This is a genomic window from Simplicispira sp. GW247-4R2A (assembly GCF_059424465.1).
Map to the genome: position 1 here is coordinate 170,989 of NZ_JBWKZM010000002.1, position 24,109 is coordinate 195,097.

The 24,109-nt window shown below is 65.3% G+C and carries 20 protein-coding genes and 1 pseudogene; 17 read left to right on the top strand and 4 right to left on the bottom strand.

The features are described 5' to 3' along the window. Window positions 1-101 precede the first annotated feature (101 nt). A complete protein-coding gene (locus tag AC07ZH_RS02295) occupies window positions 102-377 on the bottom strand; it encodes a metal/formaldehyde-sensitive transcriptional repressor (RefSeq protein WP_119107900.1) in 276 nt (91 codons plus the stop codon). 65 nt (window positions 378-442) lie between these two features. On the opposite strand from AC07ZH_RS02295, the gene dmeF reads away from it, so the two are divergent. Both dmeF and AC07ZH_RS02305 read left to right on the top strand, forming a co-directional pair. Further along, window positions 443-1,396 (top strand): CDF family Co(II)/Ni(II) efflux transporter DmeF, encoded by a 954-nt coding sequence (gene dmeF, locus AC07ZH_RS02300; RefSeq protein ID WP_495198374.1) that lies wholly within the window; start codon window positions 443-445, stop codon window positions 1,394-1,396. A 92-nt stretch (window positions 1,397-1,488) separates the two neighbouring features. Beyond that, window positions 1,489-2,442 carry a cation diffusion facilitator family transporter gene (locus AC07ZH_RS02305; RefSeq protein WP_119107898.1) on the top strand — a complete coding sequence of 318 codons (954 nt, stop codon included), beginning with the start codon at window positions 1,489-1,491 and terminating at the stop codon, window positions 2,440-2,442. A gap of 6 nt (window positions 2,443-2,448) precedes the next feature. On the opposite strand, the gene AC07ZH_RS02310 is transcribed toward AC07ZH_RS02305, so the two are convergent. Continuing rightward, window positions 2,449-5,130, bottom strand: coding sequence for a cation-translocating P-type ATPase (locus AC07ZH_RS02310; RefSeq protein ID WP_495198375.1), 2,682 nt, complete (start codon window positions 5,128-5,130; stop codon window positions 2,449-2,451). Between the two features lie 422 nt (window positions 5,131-5,552). Between AC07ZH_RS02310 and AC07ZH_RS02315 the strand changes: the two genes are divergently transcribed. The 8 genes from AC07ZH_RS02315 (at window position 5,553) to arsA (ending at window position 13,860) form a co-directional block, all read left to right on the top strand. Further along, window positions 5,553-7,103: an RNB domain-containing ribonuclease gene (locus tag AC07ZH_RS02315; protein ID WP_495198376.1), complete on the top strand. Its 1,551-nt coding sequence runs from the start codon at window positions 5,553-5,555 to the stop codon at window positions 7,101-7,103. A 125-nt stretch (window positions 7,104-7,228) separates the two neighbouring features. Further along, window positions 7,229-8,470, top strand: coding sequence for an MFS transporter (locus AC07ZH_RS02320; RefSeq protein ID WP_495198377.1), 1,242 nt, complete (start codon window positions 7,229-7,231; stop codon window positions 8,468-8,470). 22 nt (window positions 8,471-8,492) lie between these two features. After that, window positions 8,493-9,965 (top strand): RNB domain-containing ribonuclease, encoded by a 1,473-nt coding sequence (locus AC07ZH_RS02325; protein WP_495198378.1) that lies wholly within the window; start codon window positions 8,493-8,495, stop codon window positions 9,963-9,965. Window positions 9,966-10,051: 86 nt separating this feature from the next. Next, window positions 10,052-10,621: a hypothetical protein gene (locus AC07ZH_RS02330; protein ID WP_495198379.1), complete on the top strand. Its 570-nt coding sequence runs from the start codon at window positions 10,052-10,054 to the stop codon at window positions 10,619-10,621. A 92-nt stretch (window positions 10,622-10,713) separates the two neighbouring features. Next, window positions 10,714-11,052: an ArsR/SmtB family transcription factor gene (locus tag AC07ZH_RS02335; RefSeq protein ID WP_495198380.1), complete on the top strand. Its 339-nt coding sequence runs from the start codon at window positions 10,714-10,716 to the stop codon at window positions 11,050-11,052. A gap of 56 nt (window positions 11,053-11,108) precedes the next feature. Then, window positions 11,109-11,609: an arsenate reductase ArsC gene (locus tag AC07ZH_RS02340; protein ID WP_495198381.1), complete on the top strand. Its 501-nt coding sequence runs from the start codon at window positions 11,109-11,111 to the stop codon at window positions 11,607-11,609. A gap of 67 nt (window positions 11,610-11,676) precedes the next feature. Continuing rightward, window positions 11,677-12,039, top strand: a complete 363-nt coding sequence (gene arsD, locus AC07ZH_RS02345) for an arsenite efflux transporter metallochaperone ArsD (RefSeq protein ID WP_495198382.1) — start codon at window positions 11,677-11,679, stop codon at window positions 12,037-12,039. A gap of 18 nt (window positions 12,040-12,057) precedes the next feature. Then, complete coding sequence (gene arsA, locus AC07ZH_RS02350; protein WP_495198383.1) at window positions 12,058-13,860, top strand: arsenical pump-driving ATPase; 1,803 nt, start codon at window positions 12,058-12,060, stop codon at window positions 13,858-13,860. 60 nt (window positions 13,861-13,920) lie between these two features. Here arsA and AC07ZH_RS02355 read toward each other — a convergent pair whose 3' ends face one another. Both AC07ZH_RS02355 and AC07ZH_RS02360 read right to left on the bottom strand, forming a co-directional pair. Further along, window positions 13,921-14,238 carry a universal stress protein gene (locus tag AC07ZH_RS02355; protein WP_495198482.1) on the bottom strand — a complete coding sequence of 106 codons (318 nt, stop codon included), beginning with the start codon at window positions 14,236-14,238 and terminating at the stop codon, window positions 13,921-13,923. An 84-nt stretch (window positions 14,239-14,322) separates the two neighbouring features. Next, window positions 14,323-14,823: pseudogene (locus AC07ZH_RS02360) on the bottom strand (universal stress protein); the annotation flags it as partial. A gap of 263 nt (window positions 14,824-15,086) precedes the next feature. On the opposite strand from AC07ZH_RS02360, the gene AC07ZH_RS02365 reads away from it, so the two are divergent. The 7 genes from AC07ZH_RS02365 to typA all read left to right on the top strand — a co-directional run bounded on the left by AC07ZH_RS02365 (window position 15,087) and on the right by typA (window position 24,109). After that, entirely contained in the window at window positions 15,087-15,488 is a 402-nt protein-coding gene (locus AC07ZH_RS02365; protein WP_119107888.1) for a thioredoxin family protein, read from the top strand. A gap of 224 nt (window positions 15,489-15,712) precedes the next feature. Beyond that, window positions 15,713-16,297, top strand: coding sequence for a ribosome maturation factor RimP (gene rimP, locus AC07ZH_RS02370; protein WP_119107887.1), 585 nt, complete (start codon window positions 15,713-15,715; stop codon window positions 16,295-16,297). A 75-nt stretch (window positions 16,298-16,372) separates the two neighbouring features. Further along, window positions 16,373-17,857, top strand: coding sequence for a transcription termination factor NusA (gene nusA, locus AC07ZH_RS02375; protein WP_495198384.1), 1,485 nt, complete (start codon window positions 16,373-16,375; stop codon window positions 17,855-17,857). Window positions 17,858-17,880: 23 nt separating this feature from the next. Beyond that, window positions 17,881-20,751: a translation initiation factor IF-2 gene (gene infB, locus AC07ZH_RS02380; RefSeq protein WP_119107885.1), complete on the top strand. Its 2,871-nt coding sequence runs from the start codon at window positions 17,881-17,883 to the stop codon at window positions 20,749-20,751. A gap of 165 nt (window positions 20,752-20,916) precedes the next feature. Beyond that, window positions 20,917-21,294: a 30S ribosome-binding factor RbfA gene (gene rbfA, locus AC07ZH_RS02385; RefSeq protein WP_119107884.1), complete on the top strand. Its 378-nt coding sequence runs from the start codon at window positions 20,917-20,919 to the stop codon at window positions 21,292-21,294. Further along, the gene (truB, locus tag AC07ZH_RS02390) at window positions 21,291-22,289 is read left to right on the top strand and encodes a tRNA pseudouridine(55) synthase TruB (protein WP_495198385.1); all 999 of its coding nucleotides are present in this window, start codon (window positions 21,291-21,293) and stop codon (window positions 22,287-22,289) included. Before rbfA ends, truB begins: the two co-directional genes overlap by 4 nt. Continuing rightward, a complete protein-coding gene (gene typA / locus AC07ZH_RS02395) occupies window positions 22,286-24,109 on the top strand; it encodes a translational GTPase TypA (protein ID WP_119107882.1) in 1,824 nt (607 codons plus the stop codon). The genes truB and typA overlap by 4 nt, the downstream gene beginning before the upstream one ends.

Below are 24,109 nucleotides of genomic sequence, written 5' to 3' on the forward strand. Positions count from 1 at the left end.
TGCATTTCGGCTAAGGAGCCTCTGCACGAATTGCGTGGCAAGTGGGCGCTGCGGATCGCCCGAAGCCGCAGATGCACACGGCGCGACGATTCGTGCAGAGGCTAGCGCAGGTACGAGCGCAGCACGGCCGTGACCTGGTTCATGGCTTCGCTGCGGGCCGCCTCTGAAAGCCCCGGTGCGCCTACGTGCTCGCACAGGTGGCCTTCCAGCACCTGGGCCATCAGCCCGTTGACAGCGCCGCGCACTGCCGCGATCTGCTGCAGCACGGCGGCGCAGTCGGTCTCGGCGAGCAGGGCTTTTTCCAGCGCAGCGGCCTGGCCCTGGATGCGGCGCACGCGCGCCAGCAACTGCTTCTTCCCTGCGATGGTGTGTGCCATGGTGCTTGCCCTTTTTGATACTGGGGTGGAGTATATTTCAGGCATTCTCCCGCCGCCTTCCTCCCATGCAAGCCTCTGCCCAGAACCCGGACTGGACCCATTCCCACCATTTCCACCAGGGCAACCCGCTGGCCGAACGCCATACGCGCTGGGCGATGGCCCTGACGGCGGTGATGATGGTGGTGGAGATCGCGAGCGGCTGGATCTTCAACTCCATGGCCTTGCTGGCCGACGGCTGGCACATGAGTTCGCACGCGCTGGCGCTGGGCCTGTCGGCCATGGCTTATGCAGCGGCGCGGCACTATGCGCACGACCGGCGGTTTTCCTTCGGCACCTGGAAGATCGAGGTGCTGGCGGGCTACACCAGCGCGCTGGCGCTGGTACTGGTGGCGGGCGTGATGCTGGTGCAGTCGCTCCAGCGGCTGTTGGCGCCCCAGCCCATCCACTATGACGAGGCCATCGCCATCGGTGTGCTGGGCCTGCTCGTCAACCTGGCGTGTGCCTGGCTGCTGCGCGATGGCCACCACCATGGCCATGGCCATGACCATGGGCATTCCCATGGCCATGCGGGCCACCACCACGACCTGAACCTGCACTCGGCCTACCTGCATGTGCTGGCCGATGCGGCCACCTCGGTGCTGGCCATCGTGGCGCTGTTCGGCGGCAAGCTCTGGGGCTTCGACTGGCTCGACCCGGTGATGGGCCTGGCGGGCGCGGGCCTGGTGGCCGTGTGGGCCCAAGGGCTGCTGCGCGACGCGGGCAAGGTGTTGCTCGATGCCGAGATGGAGGCGCCGGTGGTGGAGGAAATCCGCGAGGTCATCGCGGCCAGCCCGGTGCCGGCGCGCATCAGCGATTTGCACGTCTGGCGCGTGGGCCGGGGCGACTATGCCTGCATCGTGTCGCTGGTGACGGCACCGGGTGCCAACCCGGAATATTTCAAGCAGCAGTTGCGGGTGCACGAGGAACTGGTCCATATCACGGTCGAGATCCAATCCGCCGGCGCTGGCGCTGCGGGCTGATGTTTTCTTCTATGCCACCGGCAGGCCGCCGCAGCGGCGGGGCAGAATCCCCGCGTGGCGCGAAGGCGTGCTGACACTACGGAACCCCGGCGATGAAATTCAGCGAACTTGAAGACGATACCGAGCACACCGAACACACGCCCCAGCAGCGGGCCGCCGCCGCATCGCGCAGCACCTGGGTGAGCGTGGGGGTCAATGTGCTGCTGACCTCGGTGCAGATCGTGGTGGGCGTGCTGGCCAAGTCGCAGGGCCTGATCGCCGACGGCATCCATTCGCTGTCGGATCTCGTGGCCGACTTCGTGGTGCTGTTCGCCAACCACCATGCCCAGAAAGACGCCGACGAGGGCCACCCTTACGGTCACCACCGTTTCGAGACAGCCGCCTCGCTGGTGCTGGGTCTGCTGCTGCTGGGCGTGGGCGTGGGCATGGTGTGGTCGGCGGTTGTCAAGCTGGAGAACCCCGAAACCGTACCGCAGGTGCATGTGATCGCCCTGTGGGTGGCTGGCGGCGCGCTGCTGGGCAAGGAGCTGCTGTTCCGCTACATGCTGGCCGTGGCCAAGCGCGTCAAGTCGAGCATGCTGGTGGCCAACGCCTGGCACGCGCGCTCGGACGCCGCCTCGTCGCTGGTGGTGGGTGTCGGCATTGCCGGCAATCTGGCCGGCTATCCCATCCTGGACCCGATCGCCGCGCTCATCGTCGGCTTCATGGTCGCAAAAATGGGCTGGGGGTTCGGCTGGGATGCGCTGCACGACCTCATGGACCGTTCGGTGGACGAGCAGGAGGTGCAGGCCATCCGCCAGACGCTGCTCGACACCCCTGGCGTGAGCGGCGTGCACGACGTGCGCACGCGCAAGATGGGCGACATGATCGTCGTCGATGCGCACCTGGAGGTGAATGCCGCGCTGACCGTGGAGGCCGGCCACGACATTGCCGTTGCAGCGCGCCAGCGCGTGCTGCAGCGCCACCGCGTGCTCAACCTCATGACCCATGTGGACCCGTGGCGCCTGCCCGACCTGGACCACGCCGCGCCGCCCGTGGCACGGTAGGTCGTTTTATTGGCGCAGAGCAGGCCCGGGCAACCGGGGCCGCACTAGGCGCCGTCCCGCCAGCCGCAGCAGTTCCAGCCACGCCAGGCACAGCACCAGCAGGCCTGCGGCCACCACCATGCCCTGAGATCCGGGCAAAACCAACCCCATCAGGGCGCGCAGCCATGGAATGGCCAGCACCGCAGCCAGCAGCACCAGCATGGCGGCGGTGATGCGCCACAGCCAGGGAGTGGGGGCGGTGATGCCCAGTAGCGCGGGGCGCGACAGATCGCGGTTTGCCAGAATCAACAGCATCACGCCAAGCACCAACGTGAGGAAGACCACGGTGCGGCTCTGGGCGCTGCTCCAGCCTTGGTCCGCCAGCCAGGCCTGCCCAGCCAGCAGCACGGCCGCCATGCCAATGCCTTGCAGCACGGAGTAAAGCAAGGGGCCCATGGCAAAGGGCGAGTCGGAAACAGGGCGGGGCGGCCGTTCCATGCTGCCGCTGGCTTCGGGCTCGGCTTCCAGCACGACCGCGCAGGTGGGGTCGATCAGCAACTGCAGCAGCACGATATGCACCGGCATCAGCAGCGTAGGCCATTTCAGCAGCGTGGGGCCCAGCACCAGCGCGATGATGGGGATGTGGACCGCAAAGGTGAAACGCGTGGCCTTGCGCACGTTGTCGTCGATGCGCCGGCCCTGGCGGATGGCGGCCACGATGCGCGCAAAGCTGTCGTCCAGCAGCACCAGCGCGGCGGCCTCGCGCGCCACATCGGTGCCGCGTTCGCCCATGGCGATGCCCACGTCGGCGGCCTTGAGTGCGGGGGCGTCGTTCACGCCGTCGCCGGTCATGGCCACCACCTCGCCGCTGGCGCGCAGCAGCTGCACCAGGCGCAGCTTGTGCTGGGGCTGGAGGCGCGCGCACAGGTCCACGTGGCGCAGCCGCTCGGCAAGGGCCGCATCGTCCAGCGCTTCGAGCTCCGCGCCGGTGATGACGTCGGGGCGGTCTGACAGGCCCACCTGCTGGGCAATGGCGCGGGCCGTGGCCGGGTGGTCGCCGGTCATCATGATCACACGCACGCCGGCGCGTCGGCATTCGGCCAGCGCGGCGGGCACCTCGGGGCGGGGTGGGTCGGCCAGGGCCACCAGGCCCAGGAAGTCGAAATCGAAGTCGTGCTGGCTTTGCGGCCAGGGCGGGGGCTGGTCGGGCGCCGGGGCCTGGCCCCGCCAGCGCCCCCGCGCCACGCCCAGCACGCGCAGGCCGCGCTCGGCCATGGCTTCAACCTGGCTGCGGATCGCGCCCAGCCGCACCGCGTCGAGATGGCACAGATCGGCCACGGCCTCGGGTGCGCCCTTGGTGGCCAGCAGGTGCACGTCCGGCTCGTCGCTGGCGAACACGCGCGTCATGGCCAGGATCTCGCCCGAGAGGGCGTATTCGAACTCGGGCTCACGCCCGTCATGCACATGCTCGGTGCCTTCCAGCCACTGGTGGCCGAAATGCTGAATGGCCTTTTCCATGGGGTCGAACGGATCGCCCGGCGTCGCCAGCATGGCGAATTCGGCCAGCAGGTGAAAGTCTTCGGGCAGATGGCCGGCGCCTTCGGGGCGGAAATGCTGGTCGGCCGTGGCCAGCTCGGCCACCGCCATGCGGTTGACGGTGAGCGTGCCCGTCTTGTCCACGGCCAGCACGGTGATGGCGCCCAGCGCCTCGACGGCGGTGACGCGCCGCGTCAGGACCTTCTGGTGCGCGATGCGCCACGCCCCCAGGGCCAGGAACACGGTGAGGATGACCGGAATCTCCTCGGGCAGGATGGCCATGGCCAGGGCGATGCCCGAGAGCAGGCTCTCCAGCAGCGGCCGGCCGTTCCACCACCAGCCCAGCAGCACCTGGGCCAGCGCCAGCACTAAGGCACCGATGCCGAGGTTGCGCACCAGCCGGCGTGAGCCTTCCTGCAGCGCCGAGGGCGGCTCGGTGGTGGCCGCCAGGTCGGCGCCAATGCGTCCGACGGCTGTCTGGGCTCCGGTGGCGCACACCCGGGCCATGCCCACGCCCCGCGTGACCACGGTGCTGGCGAATAGTGCCCCCACGCTTGCCACTTCGTGTGCCGCGCTGCCCCCCAAGGGGGCTGGCCTCTTTTGGGGCGGCCCGGCGTTGGCGGCCGTCTGCTCGTTCTGTACCACGGACAGCTTGGCCACAGGCACCGCTTCGCCGGTGAGCAGCGATTCATCCACTTCGAGCTGGCCGTCGATCAGTAGGGCGTCGGCGGCGATGCGATCACCCTCATGCAGCACCAGCAGGTCATCGCGCACCACGTCGCGTCCGGCCACGCGCTGCTCCTGGCCGTCGCGGATGACCAGCGCGCGCGGTGCCGACAGATCGCGCAGGGATTCAAGGGCGCGCTGCGTCTTGCGCTCCTGTGCCAGCGTGATGCCGATGACCACGAACACGAAGCCGAGCAGGAACAGTGCCTCGCCCCGGTCGCCCAGCGCCAGGTAGATGCCGCCCGCGGCCAACAGCATCAGGAACATCGGCTCGGTGAGCACGTCCCGCACGATGGCCCAACTGGACTTGGGTGCGCTGCCGGGAAGCATATTGGGTCCGTCCGCAGCCAGGCGGCGGGCAGCCTCGGCGGCGCTCAGGCCATGGTGGGTGGCGATTGACCCGGTAGCCTCGGGTGGAGAAGGCGAGCGCGTCATTCTGGTAGGCATGGAAATCACTTCATTGGACGGGGCATGGGTCGCCGCAATTTGGCGTGGCCAAGCGTGCTGCGTGTCTCAGTGTAGGCAGCCGATCATCCGTCCTGACGGTATTGGTAGATTTTTTTGCCGGAATTGGCACCTAGCGCTTTTCAGTTCAGCGGTTCATGCTATTGTTATGCTAGCAATCCCCTCTCGACCTGAATGCCATTGAATGGTGCCATCCCGGCCCCAGCCAATCGACGAAAGCAGGTTTCGGACTCCGAACGCCGGGTGATTCCATTTCTCAATCAAGCGATTCCTTTGCCGACTTCGCTTCCTGTGCTACAGCACTGTCTGCGCTTCGCCTTCGCGTGCTCGATGGATTGGGCAATGGAATAAGCGCCATGGGCGGATACCCCTTTGGTAGGCGCGTGAGGCTCTACCATTGCGGCATGAGCGAACCCTCCAGCACCGAAGCCGTTCAGGCCCATGCCACAGCGACCACCCCAGCCATTTCGCGCCGCAGCGAGCTGGTGGAGCTCGCGGTGGCGGCCTTGGCCGCGCACGGCCTGGCCCCGGATTTTTCAGCCGCTGCACTGGCCGAGCTGGCCACCATTGCCGGCCCTGCGCAGGAGGCTGGGCCCAACATCCGCGACCTGCGTGCCTTGCCCTGGTGCTCCATTGACGACGACGATTCGCAAGACATCGATCAGCTCAGCTGCTGTGAGCCGTCGGGCAGCGGGTGGACGGTGTCCGTCGCCATTGCCGATGTTGATGCGCTGGTGCACAAGGGCTCGGCCATCGACCTGCAGGCGCAGCGCAACACCACTTCGGTCTACACCGCGGCACGCGTGTTTCCCATGCTGCCCGAGCGGCTCTCCACCGACCTCAGCTCGCTGGGCGCGCACCAGGACCGCCTGGCCATCGTCACGGCCATGGTGGTGGATGCGGAAGGGCAGGTGAGTGGCTTCTCCATCTGCCGCGCCCAGGTGCGCAACCAGGCCAAGCTGGCCTACGACGCCTTGGCCGCCTGGCTGGACGGCAACGGCGAAATGCCTGCCGCCGTTCGTGCCGCGCCCGGCATGGATGCACAACTGCGCCTGCAGGACGCCGCCGCCCAGGCGCTGCGCCAACGCCGCACGGCGCAGGGCGCATTGCAGTTCGAAACCTTCGAGCCGCGCGCACAGGTCGAAGGCGATCAGGTGGTGGCCATTTCGCAGCGCGAGCACAACCGCGCGCGCCAGCTGATTGAAGAATTCATGGTGGCGACCAACATCTGCACCGCGCAGTTTTTAGAACAGCACGGCGGCTTGGCCATGCGCCGCGTGGTGCGTTCGCCCGAGCGCTGGAGCCGCGTGGTCGAGGTGGCCAAGAAATACGGCGATAGCTTGCCGGCCGAGCCCGATTCGAAGGCGCTGGAGGCCTTTCTGGAGCGCCAGCGCCAAGCCGATCCGCTGCGTTTCCCCGACCTCTCGCTCACCATCGTGCAGCTCATGGGCGCGGGCGAATACGTGATCGAGGCTGCCCAGCCCGGCGTGCCAGTGGATCGCTCAAAAACCGTGGCCATCGAGGACTATGGCCACTTTGGCCTCGCGATTCGGGACTACGCGCACTCCACCGCACCCAACCGCCGTTACCCCGACCTCATCAGCCACCGGCTCGTCAAGGCGGTGCTGGCCGAGGCGCCTTCGCCCTACAGCGTGGCCGAACTGCAGGCCCTGGCCGAGCACTGCAACCACCAGGAAAGCGCCGCCACGAAGGTGGAGCGGAGTCTGCGCAAGTCCGAGGCCGCGCTGTTCCTGCAGGACAAGATAGGCGCCGAGTTCGACGCCATCGTCACCGGCAGGAACAACCGGGGCACCTGGATTCGTACCTTGGTGCCGCCGGTGGAAGGCAAACTGGAGGGCGCCGGGGCGCAGGTGGAGGTGGGCGAGAAGCTGCGTGTCAAGCTGCTCAGCGCCGATGTGGCCCAGGGGTTTATTGATTTCGCGCCGCTTCCTTGATGCTGCCTTGCTATGGGCAGAAAAATTTCAGATAAAAATCGCCTCTAGCGCTTATACCGTATGCGCTACCAGCTATAGTTTTAATAGTATCTAACCCGGCCGCCTCTGGGCGCCGCCCGACAGACATGCACCCAGAGCCACCGCTTCCGTCCGCACCCGCAGCACCTGACTCCACGGCGCCTCCAGCGCTGGGCCAACCCAGGGCCAAGCTGCATCCCGATGTGCTCAAGCTCGGCCTGGTGAGCTTTCTCACCGACCTGAGTTCGGAGATGATTTTCTCGGTGTTCGCCGTGTTCTTCACCACGGTGGCCGGCGCGTCGAGCGCGCTGCTGGGGCTCATCGAAGGGCTGGCGGATTTTTCCGCCTCCTCGCTCAACTACCTGGCCGGCTGGTTGTCGGACCGCAGCGGCCAGCGCAAGTGGTTCGCCACGGCGGGCTATGGGTTTTCGTCGCTGGCCAAACTGATTTTGCTGGTGTCTTCGTCCATTGCCGGCCTGGCGGTGTTCCGTGTGCTCGAGCGCCTGGGCAAGGGCTTTCGCGGGCCGCCGCGCGATGCCTGGCTGGTGTCGGTGGCGGGCCAGGCCACACGCGGCTACGCGCTCGGCGTGCACAAGGCGCTGGACAAATCGGGCGCCGTCGTCGGCCCCCTGGTGGCCTACGGCTTGTTGAAATGGCTGGGCGAATCCGCCAGCACCTACCGCCTGCTGTTCCTGGTGGCCGTGGTGCCGGCGGTGCTCGCCGTGCTGGTGCTCATGCTCATCTCGAACGCTCCGGGCCAGCCGCATCCGCGCGAAGGCCTGCGCCAGAACTGGCAGCAGCTCAGCCCCGGCTTCAAGCGCTTCCTGCTGCCGGCCGGCGTGTTTGCGCTGGGCTACTTCAGCCTGGGCTTTTTTCTGCTGCGCGCGCACGACGTGGGCTTCAGCATGACCGACGTGGTGCTGCTCTATGCCTTGTTCAACACCACCTGCGTCGTTGTGGCGCCGCTGGTGGGACACCTGGGCGACCGGGTAGGGCGCAGCCGTATCGTGCTGCTGGGCTACGGGGCGTACGCCGGCTTGAACCTGTGGATGGTGTTTGCCGGCACGCGTTGGGAGATGATCGCGGTGTTCTGCATCTACGGCGTTTTCTATGCGATTGAAGAGTCGCAAAGCAAGGCCTTCATTGCCGATATCGAACCCGAGCGCCGCGCCACGGCCATGGGGGCCTACAACTTCGTTACGGGTTTGCTGTACCTGCCGGCTTCGCTCGTGGCCGGGGCGCTGTGGACGTTGTCCCCCAGCCTGGCGTTTGGCCTGGCGGCTGCGTTGTCGCTGGCGGCGATGGCGGTTTTTGTGCGCGTGCGGCCCGCTGCGGGTCCGGCGCACTGATCCGCTGCCCTACAGTTGCACCATGAGCCATCCACAAAACTTTCGCCGCAGCGACCTGGTTCGCATTGCCACCGAGGCTATGGTGGAGCGCGGCCTGGAACCCGAATTTCCTGCTGGCGCCCTCCAGGAACTCCATGCCATCACGGGCCCAGGCAGAGACGCCAGTTCCACCATCCGCGACCTCACGGCGCTGCCCTGGTGCTCCATCGACAACGACGATTCGCTCGATCTCGACCAGCTCACCGCCTGCGCTGCCATGGGCCGCGGTGCGGTGAAGATTTTTGTCGCCGTGGCCGATGTGGACGCGCTGGTGAAGAAAAACTCCGCCATCGATGTGCATGCGCGCACCAACACCACTTCGGTCTACACCTCGGCACGGGTGTTTCCCATGCTGCCCGAGCGTTTGTCCACCAACCTGACTTCGCTCAATGCCGGGCAGAACCGCTTGGCCATCGTCACCGAAATGCTGGTCGACCACGATGGCGTGGTGACCCACAGCACCGTGCACCGTGCCCGCGTGCGCAACCAGGCCAAGCTGGCCTACGACGCCGTGTCCGCGTGGATCGAGGGTGTGGGCGATTTGCCCGACGCCGCGCGCGACGTGCCGGGCATGGACGAGCAACTGCGCACGCAGGACGCCGTGGCCCAGCGCATGCGCGCGCGCCGGCGCGAGCAGGGCGCGCTCGACCTGGAAACCTTCCAGCCACGCGCCGTGTTCGAGGGAGAGCGCGTGGTGGACATCGTCCAGCAGGCGCAAAACCGCGCGCGCCAGCTGATTGAAGAATTCATGATCGCCACCAACACCTGCACCGCGCAGTTCCTGGCGCAGCACGGCGCCAGCTCCCTGCGCCGGGTGGTGCGCTCGCCCGAGCGCTGGCAGCGCATCGTGGAGGTGGCCGCCAAGTACGCCGAGCACCTGCCGTCGGCGCCCGATTCGCGCGCGCTGGAGGGCTTTTTGGCGCGCCGGCGCAAGGCCGACCCGCTGAGGTTTCCCGACCTCTCGTTAGTGATCGTCAAGCTCATGGGCTCAGGCGAATACGTGGTGGAACACCCGCGCGGCGAGCCGATCGGCCACTTCGGCCTGGCGGTGCGCGACTACACCCATTCCACCGCGCCCAATCGGCGCTACCCCGACCTGATCACGCTGCGCATGGTCAAGGCGCTGCTGCAGGGCGAGCACTCGCCCTATGGCGCGGCGGAGCTGGAGCTTCTGGCCGAGCACTGCACGCAGCAGGAAGACGCAGCGCAGAAGGTGGAGCGCAGTGTGCGCAAGTCCGAAGCCGCGTTGTACCTGCAGGGGCTGGTGGGCAGAAAGTTCGACGCCGTCGTCACCGGCGCGACCGACCGCGCCACCTGGGTGCGCATCTTCGTGCCGCCTGCCGAGGGCATGCTGGTGGGTGCTGGCACCCACCTGGACGTGGGCCAGAAGCTGCGCGTCAAATTGGTGGCGACCAATGTGGAGCGCGGTTTCATCGATTTTGAGCAGATCGCCTAGTGTGCTCGGTCCCCGCCTGGACCGTTCAGGCGCTTGGTTTGCATTTGGCCCTTGGCGGCAAGGGCGCTCACCGAAGGAAATATTCCATGGAACCACACGCTACGCCCCCTGAACCCGCACCGACGCCCTGGGATGCGGAGGCGAGCATCCGCCATGCCTACCGAACGGTGCGCGTGCATGCCGGGTCGACCGAGGCTCTTACGGTGCTGCACATCGGTGCCGAGCACACGGTCGTGGCCACGGGGGAGGGCGCCGAGGCGGCCGCCACCCTCGTACTGCCGATCGGCGCGCTGAAAACGGCGCAAACGTTCTTCCGGCGCAGCCCACCGACGCCGCTGGAAATGGAAAACGCCATTGCCACGGTGGAGGACGAAGTGATGCGCCTGGCTGCGCTGTTGCCGCCCAGTTCCACTCTGTGGTCGGTGGACCCGTCGGTGCGTGACATTGCCCTGATGGCGGGCGTGGCCCCTGGCGCGTGCATGGTGCTGCCCCTGGAGCGCATGGAGCAGACTTTTGAGCGGCTGGCCGCCGTGGCCGAGGGCCGCCCGGCGGTACTCGAAGGCCTGCCCGACAGCACAGCGTTTGCGGCTGTGCTGCTGATCCTGCGTGAATTCATGCACCACCTGGCTTTTTCGGCCATCCGCGTGTCGGCCTGAGAGGCTGAGCAGGTTCGTTCGGGCCGCCTGACGCCTTGTGCGCTTGGGTTCATTACGTTGCAATCATTCAATTATTATTGAATAATTGCAAAATGAAAAAAGAAACCGCTACCACTGTCTTTGAATCGCTGGCATCGGGTGTCCGGCTTGATGTCTTTCGCCTCCTCGTCAAACAAGGCCCTGAGGGCCTGGTGGCGGGCGAGATTGCGGCCGCGCTGGGGGTGCCAGCCACCAATTTGTCGTTTCACCTGAAGGCCCTCACGCAGGCCGGCCTGCTCACCGCCACACAGGAGGGGCGCTACCAGCGCTACCGCGCCCACATTCCCCTGATGGTCGAACTGATCGCTTACCTGATGGACGAATGCTGCGCAGGCCACCCCGAGGCCTGTCTGCCGGCTGGCGCCATGGCAGCCTGCACCAACCGCGCCTGACGCCCCAAAACGCAGGCCTTTTTTTACTCCACCATCCTTCGGATCGACCACAAGCCATGCGCAATGTCCTGTTTCTTTGCACCCACAACTCCGCCCGCAGCATCCTGGCCGAAGCGTTGCTTAACCACTTGGACAGCCGGGCACCCACGCGGCGCTTCCAGGCCTGGTCGGCTGGCAGCAGCCCCCGGCCCGGGCAGCAGCCGCACCCGCTGGCGCTGGAGGTTCTACAGCGCGCCGGCATTTCTACCGAGGGCCTGCACAGCAAGAACTGGGACGAATTCGCCGCCCCGGGCGCGCCCCACATGGACCTGATCATCACCGTCTGTGACAGTGCCGCAGGCGAGGTGTGCCCCATTTGGCCCGGCCACCCAGCCACCGCGCACTGGGGCTATGCCGACCCGTCGGAAGGCGATGCGCCGGATGCAGTCAAGCGCGAGGCCTTCCGCCAGACGCTGCACGCCATCAAGCGCCGCCTCGAACTGCTGCTCAACCTGCCGTCCGAGAAGCTGCAACAAAACCTGCTGCAGGAAACCGCCCGCGGCCTGTCTTCCCAATAGGGTCTGTTAACACCTTGCAACGCGATCCCCTTGGATAGTGTTAACAGGCCCCAAATAGGAGTTCCCCATGACCACCATCCAGATTTTTGACCCCGCCTTGTGCTGCAGCAGCGGCGTGTGCGGCACCGACGTGGACCAAGCCCTCGTCAACTTCTCCGCCGATGCCGACTGGGCGCGCCAGAACGGCGCGCAGATCGAGCGCTTCAACCTCGCGCAGCAGCCGATGGCGTTTGCCGAGAACCCCTTGGTGAAAGGCTTTCTGCAGCGCTCCGGCCAGGAGGCCCTGCCGCTCACGCTGGTGGCGGGCGAGGTGGCGCTGGCTGGCCGCTACCCCAGCCGCAGCGATCTGGCGCGCTGGGCCGGCATTGCGCTGCCTGCTGCCGAGCCGCAGTCGGCCGGCAGTTGCTGCTCGGGCGGGGCCTGCTGCTGAAACACCCAGAGTCACCCTATGCAATTTCTCGACAACGCACCGCGTTTTCTGTTTTTCACCGGTAAGGGTGGGGTGGGCAAGACCTCGCTGGCCTGCGCCACGGCCATGCACTTGGCCGCGCAGGGCCAGCGCGTGCTGCTGGTCAGCACCGACCCGGCCTCCAACGTGGGCCAGGTGTTTGGCGTTGCCATTGGCAACCAGGTCACGGCCGTGCCCGAGGTGCCGCGCCTGTGGGCACTGGAGATCGATCCCCAGGCGGCCGCGCAGGGCTACCGCGACCGCATCGTCGGGCCGGTGCGCGGCGTGCTGCCCGACGACGTGGTCAAGGGCATCGAAGAGCAGCTCTCGGGCGCCTGCACCACCGAGATTGCCGCGTTTGACGAATTCACCGCGCTGCTGACCGACGACAGCCTGGACGCGCGCTACGAGCACATCATTTTTGACACCGCGCCCACCGGCCACACCATCCGCCTGCTGCAATTGCCGGGGGCCTGGAGCGGTTTTCTGGAGTCTGGCAAGGGCGATGCCTCCTGCCTGGGCCCGCTGGCCGGGCTGGAGAAGCAGCGCAGCCAGTACGCGGCGGCCGTGGCGGCGCTGGCCGACGGCACGCGCACCCGGCTGGTGTTGGTGGCGCGCGCGCAGCAGTCCACGCTGCGCGAAGCCGCGCGCACGCATGGCGAACTGCACGCCATCGGCCTGGGGCAGCAATTCCTGGTGGTGAACGGCGTGTTTCCGCCCGGCGAAGCGGCGCAAGACCCGCTGGCCGCCGCCATATGCCGGCGCGAGCAGGCCGTGCTCGCCGCCATGCCGCCCGCCTTGCAGGCGCTGCCCACGGACCTCGTGGCGCTCAAGCCCTTCAACCTGGTGGGGCGCGAGGCCTTGCGCCAGTTGCTGGTGGAGACCGTACCGGCGGTGATGTCTGACGACGCTGGCGAGCAGCCACAGACCGACCTGCCGCGCCTGGCCGCGCTGGTGGATGGCATTGCTGCCGATGGCCACGGCCTGGTCATGCTGATGGGCAAGGGCGGCGTGGGCAAGACCACCCTGGCCGCCGCCGTCGCGGTGGAACTCGCGCACCGGGGCTTTGCGGTGCACTTGTCCACGTCGGACCCGGCGGCCAACCTGGAGCAAACCCTAAGCGGCGCGCTGGAGAACCTCACCGTGAGCCGCATCGACCCGCACGAGGTGACCGAGCGGTACCGCCAGCAGGTGCTGGCAGCCAAGGGCGCCAAGCTCGACGCCGCAGGGCGCGCACTGCTTGAAGAAGACCTGCGCTCGCCGTGCACCGAAGAAATCGCCGTCTTCCAGGCCTTCTCGCGCACCATCCGCGAAGCGGGCAAGAAGTTTGTCGTGATGGACACGGCCCCCACCGGCCACACGCTGCTGTTGCTGGACGCCACCGGCGCCTACCACCGCGACATCGTGCGCCAGATGGGCAGCACGGGCGTGCACTTCACCACGCCGATGATGCAGCTCCAGGACCCCAAGCAGACCAAGGTGATTCTGGTCACGCTGGCCGAGACCACGCCGGTGCTGGAAGCCGCCAACCTGCAGAACGACCTGCGCCGCGCCGGCATTGAGCCCTGGGCCTGGGTCATCAACAACAGCGTGGCGGCTGCTCGGGTGACCTCGCCGCTGCTGCGCCAGCGCGCCCGCAACGAGCTGCGCGAGATCGACGCCGTGACCACGCAGCACGCCACGCGCTGGGCCATCGTGCCGCTGCTGAGCGAGGAGCCCGTGGGCATTGCGCGCCTGCTGGAGCTTGCCGGATCGGCCTTCCAGGCTCAGGGAGAACGGACCGTGTCTGAGGCAGGCATTTAATCCGATGAAAATGGCCTCTAGCGCTTATTGGGTAAGCGCTAGCAGCTATCAAAAACAGAGTTACCGAAGAATCAACACCGGCACATCGGACAAGCGCAGCAGCGTCGTCGTGGTGCTGCCGACGATGAGCTGGCGAATGCGCGAATGGCCGTAGGCACCCATGACCAGCAGGGCCGCGCCCTGGCTGGCGAGCAGTTCGGGTAGCGCACTTTCGGGCTCGCCCGGTAACAGCCGCGTCTGCACCGAAAAGCCCGCGACGCGCAGCAGCTCGGCGGCCGCAGCGAGCGGCTCCTGCGCCTCGGGCGTGTCCTCGCCCACCATGGCGATCAGTGCCGGCAGGTCGCGCAGCAGGGGGCTGGCAGCCACCATGTCCACCATCTTGCGGGCGGTGGGGCTGGCGTCGTAGGCCACCACAAAGCGCTCGGGTGGGGCAAAGCGCTCGCTGGTGGCGACCAATACCGGCCGTTGCAGCGCCCGGATGACGCGCTCGACATGGTGGTCCAGGTGCAGCCGGCGCGGCCCGCTGGCCCGGTGGTTCGCGCCCAGCACGCACAAACGCAGCTCGGGTTCGAGTTCCAAAAGGGTATCGACGAGTTCGCCGTGGCGCATGTGCGTGGCGGGCACCGGCAGGCCGGCAGCTTGGGCGCGCAGGCTGGCAGCTTCCAGCATGTCGCGTCCGGCCTGCTGCGCCAGCTTGCTGCGTTGCTCATCGAGTGCACTCAGTTGCTGTAGCAGCACCTCTTGTGCCCCCAGGCCGATCGTGCCGCTGTAGTCGCCCACGTTGGGCAGCTCGGGCGGGCGCTCCAGCACATGCAGCAATTCGAGTGGCGCAGACAGGCGCTGCGCCGCCCAGGCGGCCCAGTCGATGACGGCGGCGGTGGTGGTGCGGCCGTCGATGCAGGCGTAGACCTTGTTCATGGGATCTCCTATCAGAACGTGTTGACGATCCATCCGGGGCCGCATTCGGGCGCAATCAGGACAAGTTTAAGCCCGGCTGAGCAGCATGGGCGCATGCCCATTGCCAAGCCGCCGGACGTGGAAATCGCCCGATTTCGCCCCAATCTGAAGGGAAAGCGACGTTCCGGGCAGGCTGCTGCATCTTGTATGCCGTTCTGAAAAGACGCTTGTGTGACCTTGGAGAGATCGTAAACATGTTCTGTGACCAGAGCGACTGCGGCTACCATGGCGACCTGTCGTGCGCACCTATGGTGCGGCGCCTCCCTTAAATGCCTATGACGCAGTCCCACGCCGTGAAACCTTTGGCCACCGAACCGAAGTCGGCCCCCAGCCTCTTGTGGGTGGTGTGTCTATGCGCCGGCTGGTGCAATACTTGTAGCGATTACCGTGCGACGTTCGAAGCCGTTGCGCGCCAGTGGCCGGCGATTCGCTTTGAATGGGTAGACATCGAAGATGAAGCCGAAGTCACGGGCGATGTCGACGTGGAAACCTTTCCCACGCTGTTAGTGGCCGATGCCAGTGGCACGCGCTTTCTCGGCCCCTTGCTGCCGCAGGCCGGCGTTCTGACGCGCCTCATCAGCAACCTGCAGGCGGGCGCCTCAGGGCTGGCGCCTGGGGTGGACCCGCAGGGGCAGGCGCTGTTCGAGCGGGTCCGTGCAAGCAGGAACTGACCGTGCGGCCCTGCGCCAGCCGTTTGCTGGGGGTATGGCAAGGCCTGTTTTTGCGTTTTTCAGGGGCCAGGGGCTTTTGTGAGGAGGTTTTCCGGGCTACAATGGCTCTCTCACGACCAAGCGGGCGGGTACCAACCGCCCGTTTTTTTTGGCCGTAAGCTTTTGGAGCTCGAAGCCTCAGGGGGTTCTCGGGTTTTTTGTTTTTCCGGAATTGAATTCAATACGTGGCGCTGCAGCAAATCGTCGAGCAAACCGTCATCGGCCTGGGGTACGACTTGGTCGAGGTGGCTCGCTGCCCCGGTGGCCTGTTGCGCATCACCATTGATTTGCCTTGGCAGGCGCCGGCAGAAATCGGTGGTTCGCGGTCTGAGCAATTCATCACCGTGGAAGATTGCGAGAAGGTCACGCGGCAGCTGCAGTTTGCGCTGGAAGTGGATGCGGTGGAGTACACGCGGCTTGAGGTGTCTTCGCCCGGTATCGATCGGCCTTTGCGCCACGAGCAGGATTTTGTGCGTTTTGAGGGGCAGGTAATTGATCTTGTCCTCAAGCAGCCCATAGGCGCTGCCGCGGCAGGGCAGGTGAGCCCGCTGCGCAAGAAGTTTCGCGGGACGCTTGAGCGTGCCGAGGGTGGTGGCTGGCAGATTACGTGGCGCGACGAGCCGCCGATCAAGCCTGGTCAGCGTGTCAGCGCCAAACGGGCGCAGACGCCGCTCCAGGCGCTGGGTTTTGCACTTGATGAACTCAAGGAGGTGCGCTTGGCGCCCATTGTGAATTTCAAAGGGCGCGGCGCGGGGGCGGCGTCGGGGTGATTTCCCGTGAGGGATGAAGTCGGTCCGGGCCGCCTGCGTGTGGCCCCAAGGTGAAAGAAATAGGAGAGTCGTTGCATGAATCGCGAATTGTTGATGTTGGTGGATGCCATTTCGCGCGAAAAAAGCGTTGAGCGGGACGTGGTGCTGGGTGCCGTTGAATCCGCCTTGGCCCAGGCGACGAAAAAACTCTATTCCGGCGAAGTAGATATCCGCGTGGCGCTTGATCGCGACAGCGGTAACTACGAAACCTTCCGTCGCTGGCTGGTGGTGCCTGACGACGCCGGTCTGCAAAACCCTGACGCTGAAGAGTTGCTGATGGATGCGCGGGAGCGCGTTCCAGACGTTGAGGTCGGCGAGTACATTGAGGAAGGCATCGAATCTGTGCCCATCGGCCGCATTGGCGCGATGGCTGCCAAGCAGGTCATCCTGCAGAAGATTCGTGACGCCGAGCGCGAAATGTTGCTGAACGACTTCATGTCGCGTGGCGAGAAGATTCTGACAGGTACCGTCAAGCGCATGGACAAGGGGGACCTCATTGTCGAGTCTGGCCGCGTCGAAGGGCGTCTGCGCCGCAGCGAGATGATTCCCAAGGAAAACCTGCGCAGCGGCGACCGCGTGCGCGCCATGATCATGGAGGTGGACCTGACGCTGCGCGGCGCGCCCATCATCCTCTCGCGCTCGGCGCCAGAATTCATGATCGAGCTGTTCCGCCATGAGGTGCCCGAGATCGAGCAGGGCCTGCTGGAGATCAAGAGCTGTGCCCGTGACCCCGGCAGCCGGGCCAAAATTGCCGTGCTCTCGCATGACCGTCGCGTGGACCCCATTGGCACTTGCGTCGGTGTGCGTGGCACGCGCGTCAATGCCGTGACCAACGAACTCGCTGGTGAGCGTGTCGATATTGTGCTGTGGTCCGAAGACCCGGCGCAGTTTGTCATTGGCGCCCTGGCGCCAGCGAATGTCTCATCGATCATGGTCGATGAGGAAAAGCACGCTATGGATGTGGTGGTGGACGAGGAAAACCTCGCCATTGCCATCGGCCGTGGTGGCCAGAACGTGCGCCTTGCGTCTGACCTCACGGGTTGGAAAATCAACATCATGGACGCTGCCGAATCGGCCCAGAAGCAGGCCAACGAGACCGATATGGCGCGTCACCTGTTCATGGAAAAGCTTGATGTTGACCAGGAGATCGCCGACACCCTGATCGAAGAGGGCTTCAACACCCTCGAGGAAGTGGCCTACGTGCCGCTGCAGGAAATGCTGGAGATTGAGAGTTTCGACGAAGACACCGTCAACGAACTGCGCGCGCGCGCCAAGGATGCCTTGTTGACTATGGAAATCGCACGCGAAGACAGTGTCGAGAGCGTCTCTCAGGATCTGCGCGATCTCGAAGGCGTGACGCCCGAGCTGATTGCCAAGCTGGCTGGGGGTGGCGTACACACACGCGACGATTTGGCCGACTTGGGCCTGGATGAGCTCATCGAGCTGACAGGGCAAACCGAAGACGACGCCAAGGGATTGATCATGAAAGCACGCGAGCATTGGTTCGCGGGGCAAGCGTAAAGGTCGGGAGGCACGAACCACATATGTCCAGTAATACCGTTGCCGAGTTCGCCAGCGAACTCAAAAAAACCTCTGACGTCTTGCTCGAACAGCTCAAGTCTGCCGGTGTCTCCAAGGCCGCTGCGTCCGACGTTCTGACCGAGAGCGACAAGCAAAAGCTGCTCGCGCATCTGCAGGCCAGCCATGGTCTTGCAGCATCGGATCGCAAAAAAATTACCTTGGTAAAGCGCTCCACCAGCGAAATCAAGCAGGCCGATGCCTCTGGAAAGGCGCGTACCATTCAGGTGGAAGTGCGCAAAAAGCGCACTTTCGTCAAGCGTGACGATGCGGCGGAGGCTGCAGCACTGTCGGACATTGATGCCGTGCCGGAAGACGTGGAGCAGGCGCCAGAACAGGACAACGCTGATCTCGCACGCCGCGAGGAGGAAGCGCGTCGCCAGGCCGAGCTGATCAGCCGCCAGGAGCAAGATCTGAGCGAGAAACGCCGCGACCGCGAGATGCGCGAGCAGCGCGAACGCGAAGCCGCAGAGCGCGCCGCAGCCTATGCCGCGCAGGAAGCCGAGAAAAAGGCGCAGGCGTCTGCTGAGAAGCAGGAGGCCACGCGTGAGCAGGCCGCCGAGGCCGCAGCCCGCGCGGCCGCACAGGCCGAAGCGCGTGAAAAGGCCGAAGCCGAGTCCCGCGCGCGTGCCGCCGAGGAAGCCGAACGCGCTAGCGATCTGGATGAGCGCCGTCGCAAGGCATTGGCGGAAGCCGCTGCCATTCGCTCCATGATGTCGGCGCCTGCCAAGGTGCTGGTAGCCAAGAAGCCGGAAGAGCCCAAGGTGGTTGCGCGCGCTGGCGACGCCAAGAAGGGCACCTTGCACAAGCCGGCTGCCGCCCCTGGTGCGGCACCGCGTGCGGCGGGCTCCCCAGGTGCCCCAGGGGGTGCCGGCAAGGAAGTCAAGTCAGCCAAGCTCTCGTCGAGTTGGGCGGGTGACGCAGCCAAGAAAAAGGGCATTCCCACCCGTGGCGACACGGGCGGTGGACGTGGTGGAGCCAGCGCCTGGCGCAGTGGCAGCGGTTCGCGCAGCGGCGGCCGCCGTGGCAACGACCGCGACCGTTCTGATCAGCACGCACACGCCGCACCGGTGGAGATGCGCGCCATTGAAGTGCACGTGCCTGAAACCATTACGGTGGCCGAGCTGGCGCACAAAATGTCCATCAAGGCGTCTGAAGTCATCAAGGCGCTGATGAAGATGGGCCAGATGGTGACCATCAACCAGCCGCTGGACCAGGACACCGCGATGATCGTGGTCGAGGAACTCGGCCACACGGCCGTGGTCGCCGCGCTGGACGATCCGGAAGCTTTTGCGCAAGAGGATGCATCCTTGCAAACCGCCGAGCTCGTCTCGCGCGCGCCGGTTGTCACCGTCATGGGCCACGTGGACCACGGCAAGACCTCGCTGCTGGACTACATCCGCCGCACCAAGGTGGCGACAGGTGAAGCGGGCGGCATTACGCAGCACATTGGGGCTTACCACGTCGAGACCCCGCGCGGCATGGTGTCGTTCCTCGATACCCCCGGTCACGAGGCGTTTACCGCCATGCGTGCCCGTGGCGCGCAGGCGACCGACATCGTGATTCTGGTGGTGGCAGCCGACGACGGCGTCATGCCGCAGACCAAGGAAGCCATCAAGCACGCCAAGGCGGCCGGGGTTCCCATGGTGGTGGCCATCACCAAGTCCGACAAGCCCGACGCCAACTTCGAGCGCGTCAAGCAGGAGCTGGTGGTCGAGCAGGTGGTGCCTGAAGAATACGGTGGCGACACGCCTTTCGTGCAAGTGTCTTCCAAGACCGGAATGGGCATCGACGCGCTGCTTGAGCAGGTACTGCTGCAAGCCGAAGTGATGGAGCTCAAGGCGCCGGTGACAACGCTGGCCAAGGGTCTCGTGATTGAAGCGCAGCTCGACAAAGGCCGTGGCCCGGTTGCGACGGTGCTGGTGCAGTCCGGTACGCTCAAGGTGGGCGACGTGGTGCTTGCCGGCCAGACCTTTGGCCGCGTGCGCGCCATGCTGGATGAAAATGGCCAGACCGCCAAGTCCGCAGGTCCGTCCATTCCGGTGGAAATCCAGGGTTTGACGGAAGTGCCGCAGGCTGGCGACGAGTTCATGGTGCTCACCGACGAGCGCCGTGCACGCGAAATCGCGACCTACCGCGCCGGTAAGTTCCGCAATACCAAGCTGGCCAAGATGCAGGCAGCCAAGCTGGAGAACATGTTCTCCGACATGACGGCGGGCGAAGTCAAGATGCTGCCCATCATCGTCAAGGCCGATGTGCAGGGTTCGCAAGAGGCGCTGTCGCAGTCGCTGCTCAAACTCTCGACCGACGAAGTCAAGGTGCAACTGGTCTATACCGGCGTAGGCGCGATCAGCGAGTCGGACATCAACCTGGCGATCGCATCCAAGTCCATCGTCATTGGCTTCAATGTGCGGGCCGACGCCGGTGCGCGCAAGCTGGCCGAAGCCAACGATGTCGAACTGCACTACTACAGCATCATCTACGACGCCGTCGATGAATTGAAAGTGGCCATGTCCGGCATGCTGGCACCCGAGCAGCGCGAAGAGATCATCGGCACGGCCGAAATCCGTACGGTGTTCGTGGCCTCCAAGATCGGTACCGTTGCGGGTTCGTACATCACGTCCGGCATGGTGCATCGCAATGCGAAGTTCCGCCTGCTGCGCGAGAACGTCGTCATCTACACCGGCGAAGTCGAGTCGCTGCGCCGCCTGAAAGACGACGTCAAGGATGTCAAGGAAGGTTTCGAGTGCGGTATCAAGCTGAAGAACTACAACGACGTCAAGGAAGGTGATCAGCTGGAATTCTTCGACGTCAAGGAAATCGCGCGGACGCTATGAAGCACCCCCTGAGTCGCTTCGCGCCTTCCCCCTCTCTCGAATCGCTTTGCGATTCGGGAGGGGGACGCCCCCAGCACGGCGGGGCGGCCCTTGTGCGGGGGCGCTGGCATTGGCCGCGCCACGTTCACGCGGCGTCGTCGGTGATTGGCGCAGTGGGTTACTAACATGGCAGCCAAGAAATCGTCCACGCCCAACCGCGCCTTCAAGGTGGCCGACCAGATCCAGCGCGATCTGTCGGAGCTGATCGCGCGCGAGCTCAAGGACCCGCGCGTCGGCATGGTCACCATCCAGTCGGTGGAGGTGACCCCCGATTACGCCCATGCGAAGGTGTTCTACAGCGTGCTGACCGGCGAGCCGGCCGCCACGCAAGAAGCACTGGATCAGGCGGCGGGGTTTTTGCGTGCCGGTCTGTTCAAGCGCCTGCACATCCATACCGTGCCCACGCTGCACTTCGTGTTCGACCGCACGCCCGAGCATGCGGCGGATATGAATGCGCTGATTGCCCAGGCGGTCGCTTCGCGCTCAAAAGAAGACAACGAATGACCGCGCCGGCTCCCCGCATTCGGGTGCAGCGGCGCCCGGTGCATGGGGTGCTGCTCATCGACAAGCCGCTGGGGCTCTCCAGCAACCAGGCCTTGCAAAAGGCCAAATGGCTGCTGCGCGCGGAAAAGGCGGGCCATACGGGTACGCTCGATCCGCTGGCCACTGGCGTGCTGCCGCTGTGTTTTGGCGCGGCGACCAAATTCAGCCAGTTGCAGCTCGACGCCCCTAAGACATACCACGCGGTGGCGCGCCTCGGTGTGACGACCAGCACGGGCGACGCGGAAGGTGACGTGCTGGCCGAGCGGCCGGTTCCGGCTGACGCACTCTCCCCAGAGCGGCTTGCGGCCGTGCAGCGCCAGTTCACCGGCCCCATGGCGCAGGTGCCGCCGATGCACAGCGCCTTGAAGAAGGACGGGCGCGCGCTCTACGAATACGCGCGCGCGGGCATTGAGGTGGAGCGCGCGCCGCGTAACGTAGAAATTTTTGAGTTAAATCTGGCTCCAGCGCAGGATACATCTGCGCATTCAGCTATCAATATCGTAGTGAAATGCAGCAAAGGCACCTACATCCGCACCCTCGGCGAAGATATCGGAGCGGCACTCGGTTGTGGCGCCCACCTGACCTTTTTGCGCCGTATTGAAACCGGAGGCCTGGGGCTGGCCGATTGCGTCACGCTTGAGGCGCTGGAAGCCATGGACGAAGACGCTCGCCTTGCCTGCCTGGCGCCGGCTGAGTTGTTGCTCGTCGGCCAACCTCGCATTGAGCTGGACGCCTACGAGGCCGGGCGTTTCCTCTCCGGTCTGCGCCGCCGCGGCGCCTGGCCCGATGCGCCAGAAGTTGCGGTGTTCGGGCAAGCGCCTGCCGCGCTGTTGGGCGCGGGCCACGTGGTGGCAGGCGAACTTATCCCCGACCGGTTGCTGAGCCCGATCGAAATCGAACAAATCTTGAAGAGCACGCCGAGCGCCGCAAGCGCCGGTATTTTGGAAACGACATGAACAAGCAAATTCGCAACATCGCCATCATCGCCCACGTTGACCATGGCAAAACCACCATGGTGGACCAGCTGCTGCGCCAGTCGGGCACTTTCGCCGAACACGAAAAAGTCGTCGACACGGTGATGGACAACAACGCCATCGAACGCGAGCGCGGCATCACCATCCTGGCCAAGAACTGCGCCGTGTCCTGGAAGGGCACGCACATCAACATCGTCGATACCCCCGGCCACGCCGACTTTGGTGGTGAGGTCGAGCGGGCGCTGTCCATGGTGGACGGCGTGGTGCTGCTGATCGACGCGCAGGAAGGCCCGATGCCGCAAACGCGTTTCGTCACCAAGAAGGCGTTGGCGCTGGGCCTCAAGCCCATCGTGGTGGTCAACAAGGTGGACAAGCCCGGCGCGAACCCCGACAAGGTGGTGAACGCTGCATTTGACTTGTTCGACAAGCTCGGCGCAACCGACGAACAGCTCGATTTCCCGGTGGTCTACGCCTCGGGCATTAACGGCTGGACGTCGCTGGTAGAAGGCGAACCGGGCGAACAATGGGGCCCGGACATGTCGGCGCTGTTTGAAACCGTGCTCGGGCACGTTCCCGCGCATGAGGGCGACGAGAATGCGCCGCTGCAGCTGCAGATCTCGGCGCTCGATTTCTCCACCTTCGTCGGCCGCATTGGGGTGGGCCGCATCAACCAGGGGACCATCAAACCCAACATGGACGTGCTCGTGATGGAGGGTCCGGACGGGAAATCCTTCAAAGGCCGCGTCAACCAGGTGCTCACCTTCCAGGGCCTGGAGCGCGTGCAGGCCACCGAGGCCGGCCCGGGCGAAATCGTGCTGATCAACGGCATTTCGGATATCGGCATTGGCGTGACGGTGACCGACCCCACGAACCCGGCGCCGTTGCCCATGCTCAAGGTGGATGAGCCCACGCTGACCATGAATTTCTGCGTCAACACCAGCCCGCTGGCTGGCCGCGAAGGCAAGTACGTTACCAGCCGCCAGATCTGGGACCGCCTCCAGAAAGAGCTGCAGCACAACGTGGCTCTGCGCGTCAGCGAGACCAATGAAGAAGGCATTTTTGAAGTGATGGGCCGGGGCGAGTTGCACCTGACCATCCTGCTGGAGAACATGCGCCGCGAAGGCTACGAAATGGCCGTCTCCAAACCCCGCGTGCTGTTCAAGGACGTGGGCGGCGTCAAGCACGAGCCTATCGAGCTGGTCACCGCCGACATCGAGGAAACCCACCAGGGCGGCGTGATGCAGGCGCTGGGCGAGCGCAAGGGTGAACTGGTGAACATGGAGCCGGACGGCCGCGGCCGCGTGCGCCTGGAATACCGCATTCCTGCGCGTGGGCTGATTGGTTTCACCAACGAATTCCTGAACCTGACACGCGGCTCGGGCTTGATTTCCAACATTTTTGACAGCTATGAGCCGCACAAGGGCGAGATCGGCAGCCGCAAGAACGGCGTGCTGATTTCCATGGACGACGGCGAAATCTTCACCTACGCCCTGGGCAAGCTCGACGACCGCGGCCGCATGTTCGTCAAGGCCAACGACCCGGTGTACGAGGGCATGATCGTCGGCATCCACAGCCGCGACAACGACCTGGTGGTGAACGCCACGCGCACCAAGCAGCTGACCAACTTCCGTGTCTCGGGCAAGGAAGACGCCATCAAGATCACGCCGCCCATCGACCTCACGCTGGAGTACGGCGTCGAGTTCATCGAGGACGACGAGTTGGTCGAGATCACGCCCAAGTCCGTTCGCCTGCGCAAGCGCCACCTGAAAGAGAGTGACCGCAAGCGCGCCAGCCGTGAGTGA

Coding starts and splice junctions, on each gene's coding strand:
- AC07ZH_RS02315 (WP_495198376.1), top strand. CDS start 5,553: ATGAGCGAACCCTCCAGCACCGAAGCCGTTCAGGCCCATGCCACAGCG.
- AC07ZH_RS02305 (WP_119107898.1), top strand. CDS start 1,489: ATGAAATTCAGCGAACTTGAAGACGATACCGAGCACACCGAACACACG.
- infB (WP_119107885.1), top strand. CDS start 17,881: ATGTCCAGTAATACCGTTGCCGAGTTCGCCAGCGAACTCAAAAAAACC.
- AC07ZH_RS02320 (WP_495198377.1), top strand. CDS start 7,229: ATGCACCCAGAGCCACCGCTTCCGTCCGCACCCGCAGCACCTGACTCC.
- AC07ZH_RS02310 (WP_495198375.1), bottom strand. CDS start 5,130: ATGCCTACCAGAATGACGCGCTCGCCTTCTCCACCCGAGGCTACCGGG.
- AC07ZH_RS02365 (WP_119107888.1), top strand. CDS start 15,087: ATGCCTATGACGCAGTCCCACGCCGTGAAACCTTTGGCCACCGAACCG.
- AC07ZH_RS02330 (WP_495198379.1), top strand. CDS start 10,052: ATGGAACCACACGCTACGCCCCCTGAACCCGCACCGACGCCCTGGGAT.
- dmeF (WP_495198374.1), top strand. CDS start 443: ATGCAAGCCTCTGCCCAGAACCCGGACTGGACCCATTCCCACCATTTC.
- AC07ZH_RS02335 (WP_495198380.1), top strand. CDS start 10,714: ATGAAAAAAGAAACCGCTACCACTGTCTTTGAATCGCTGGCATCGGGT.
- AC07ZH_RS02295 (WP_119107900.1), bottom strand. CDS start 377: ATGGCACACACCATCGCAGGGAAGAAGCAGTTGCTGGCGCGCGTGCGC.
- nusA (WP_495198384.1), top strand. CDS start 16,373: ATGAATCGCGAATTGTTGATGTTGGTGGATGCCATTTCGCGCGAAAAA.
- truB (WP_495198385.1), top strand. CDS start 21,291: ATGACCGCGCCGGCTCCCCGCATTCGGGTGCAGCGGCGCCCGGTGCAT.
- arsD (WP_495198382.1), top strand. CDS start 11,677: ATGACCACCATCCAGATTTTTGACCCCGCCTTGTGCTGCAGCAGCGGC.
- AC07ZH_RS02355 (WP_495198482.1), bottom strand. CDS start 14,238: ATGGTGGACATGGTGGCTGCCAGCCCCCTGCTGCGCGACCTGCCGGCA.
- AC07ZH_RS02325 (WP_495198378.1), top strand. CDS start 8,493: ATGAGCCATCCACAAAACTTTCGCCGCAGCGACCTGGTTCGCATTGCC.
- typA (WP_119107882.1), top strand. CDS start 22,286: ATGAACAAGCAAATTCGCAACATCGCCATCATCGCCCACGTTGACCAT.
- rbfA (WP_119107884.1), top strand. CDS start 20,917: ATGGCAGCCAAGAAATCGTCCACGCCCAACCGCGCCTTCAAGGTGGCC.
- AC07ZH_RS02340 (WP_495198381.1), top strand. CDS start 11,109: ATGCGCAATGTCCTGTTTCTTTGCACCCACAACTCCGCCCGCAGCATC.
- arsA (WP_495198383.1), top strand. CDS start 12,058: ATGCAATTTCTCGACAACGCACCGCGTTTTCTGTTTTTCACCGGTAAG.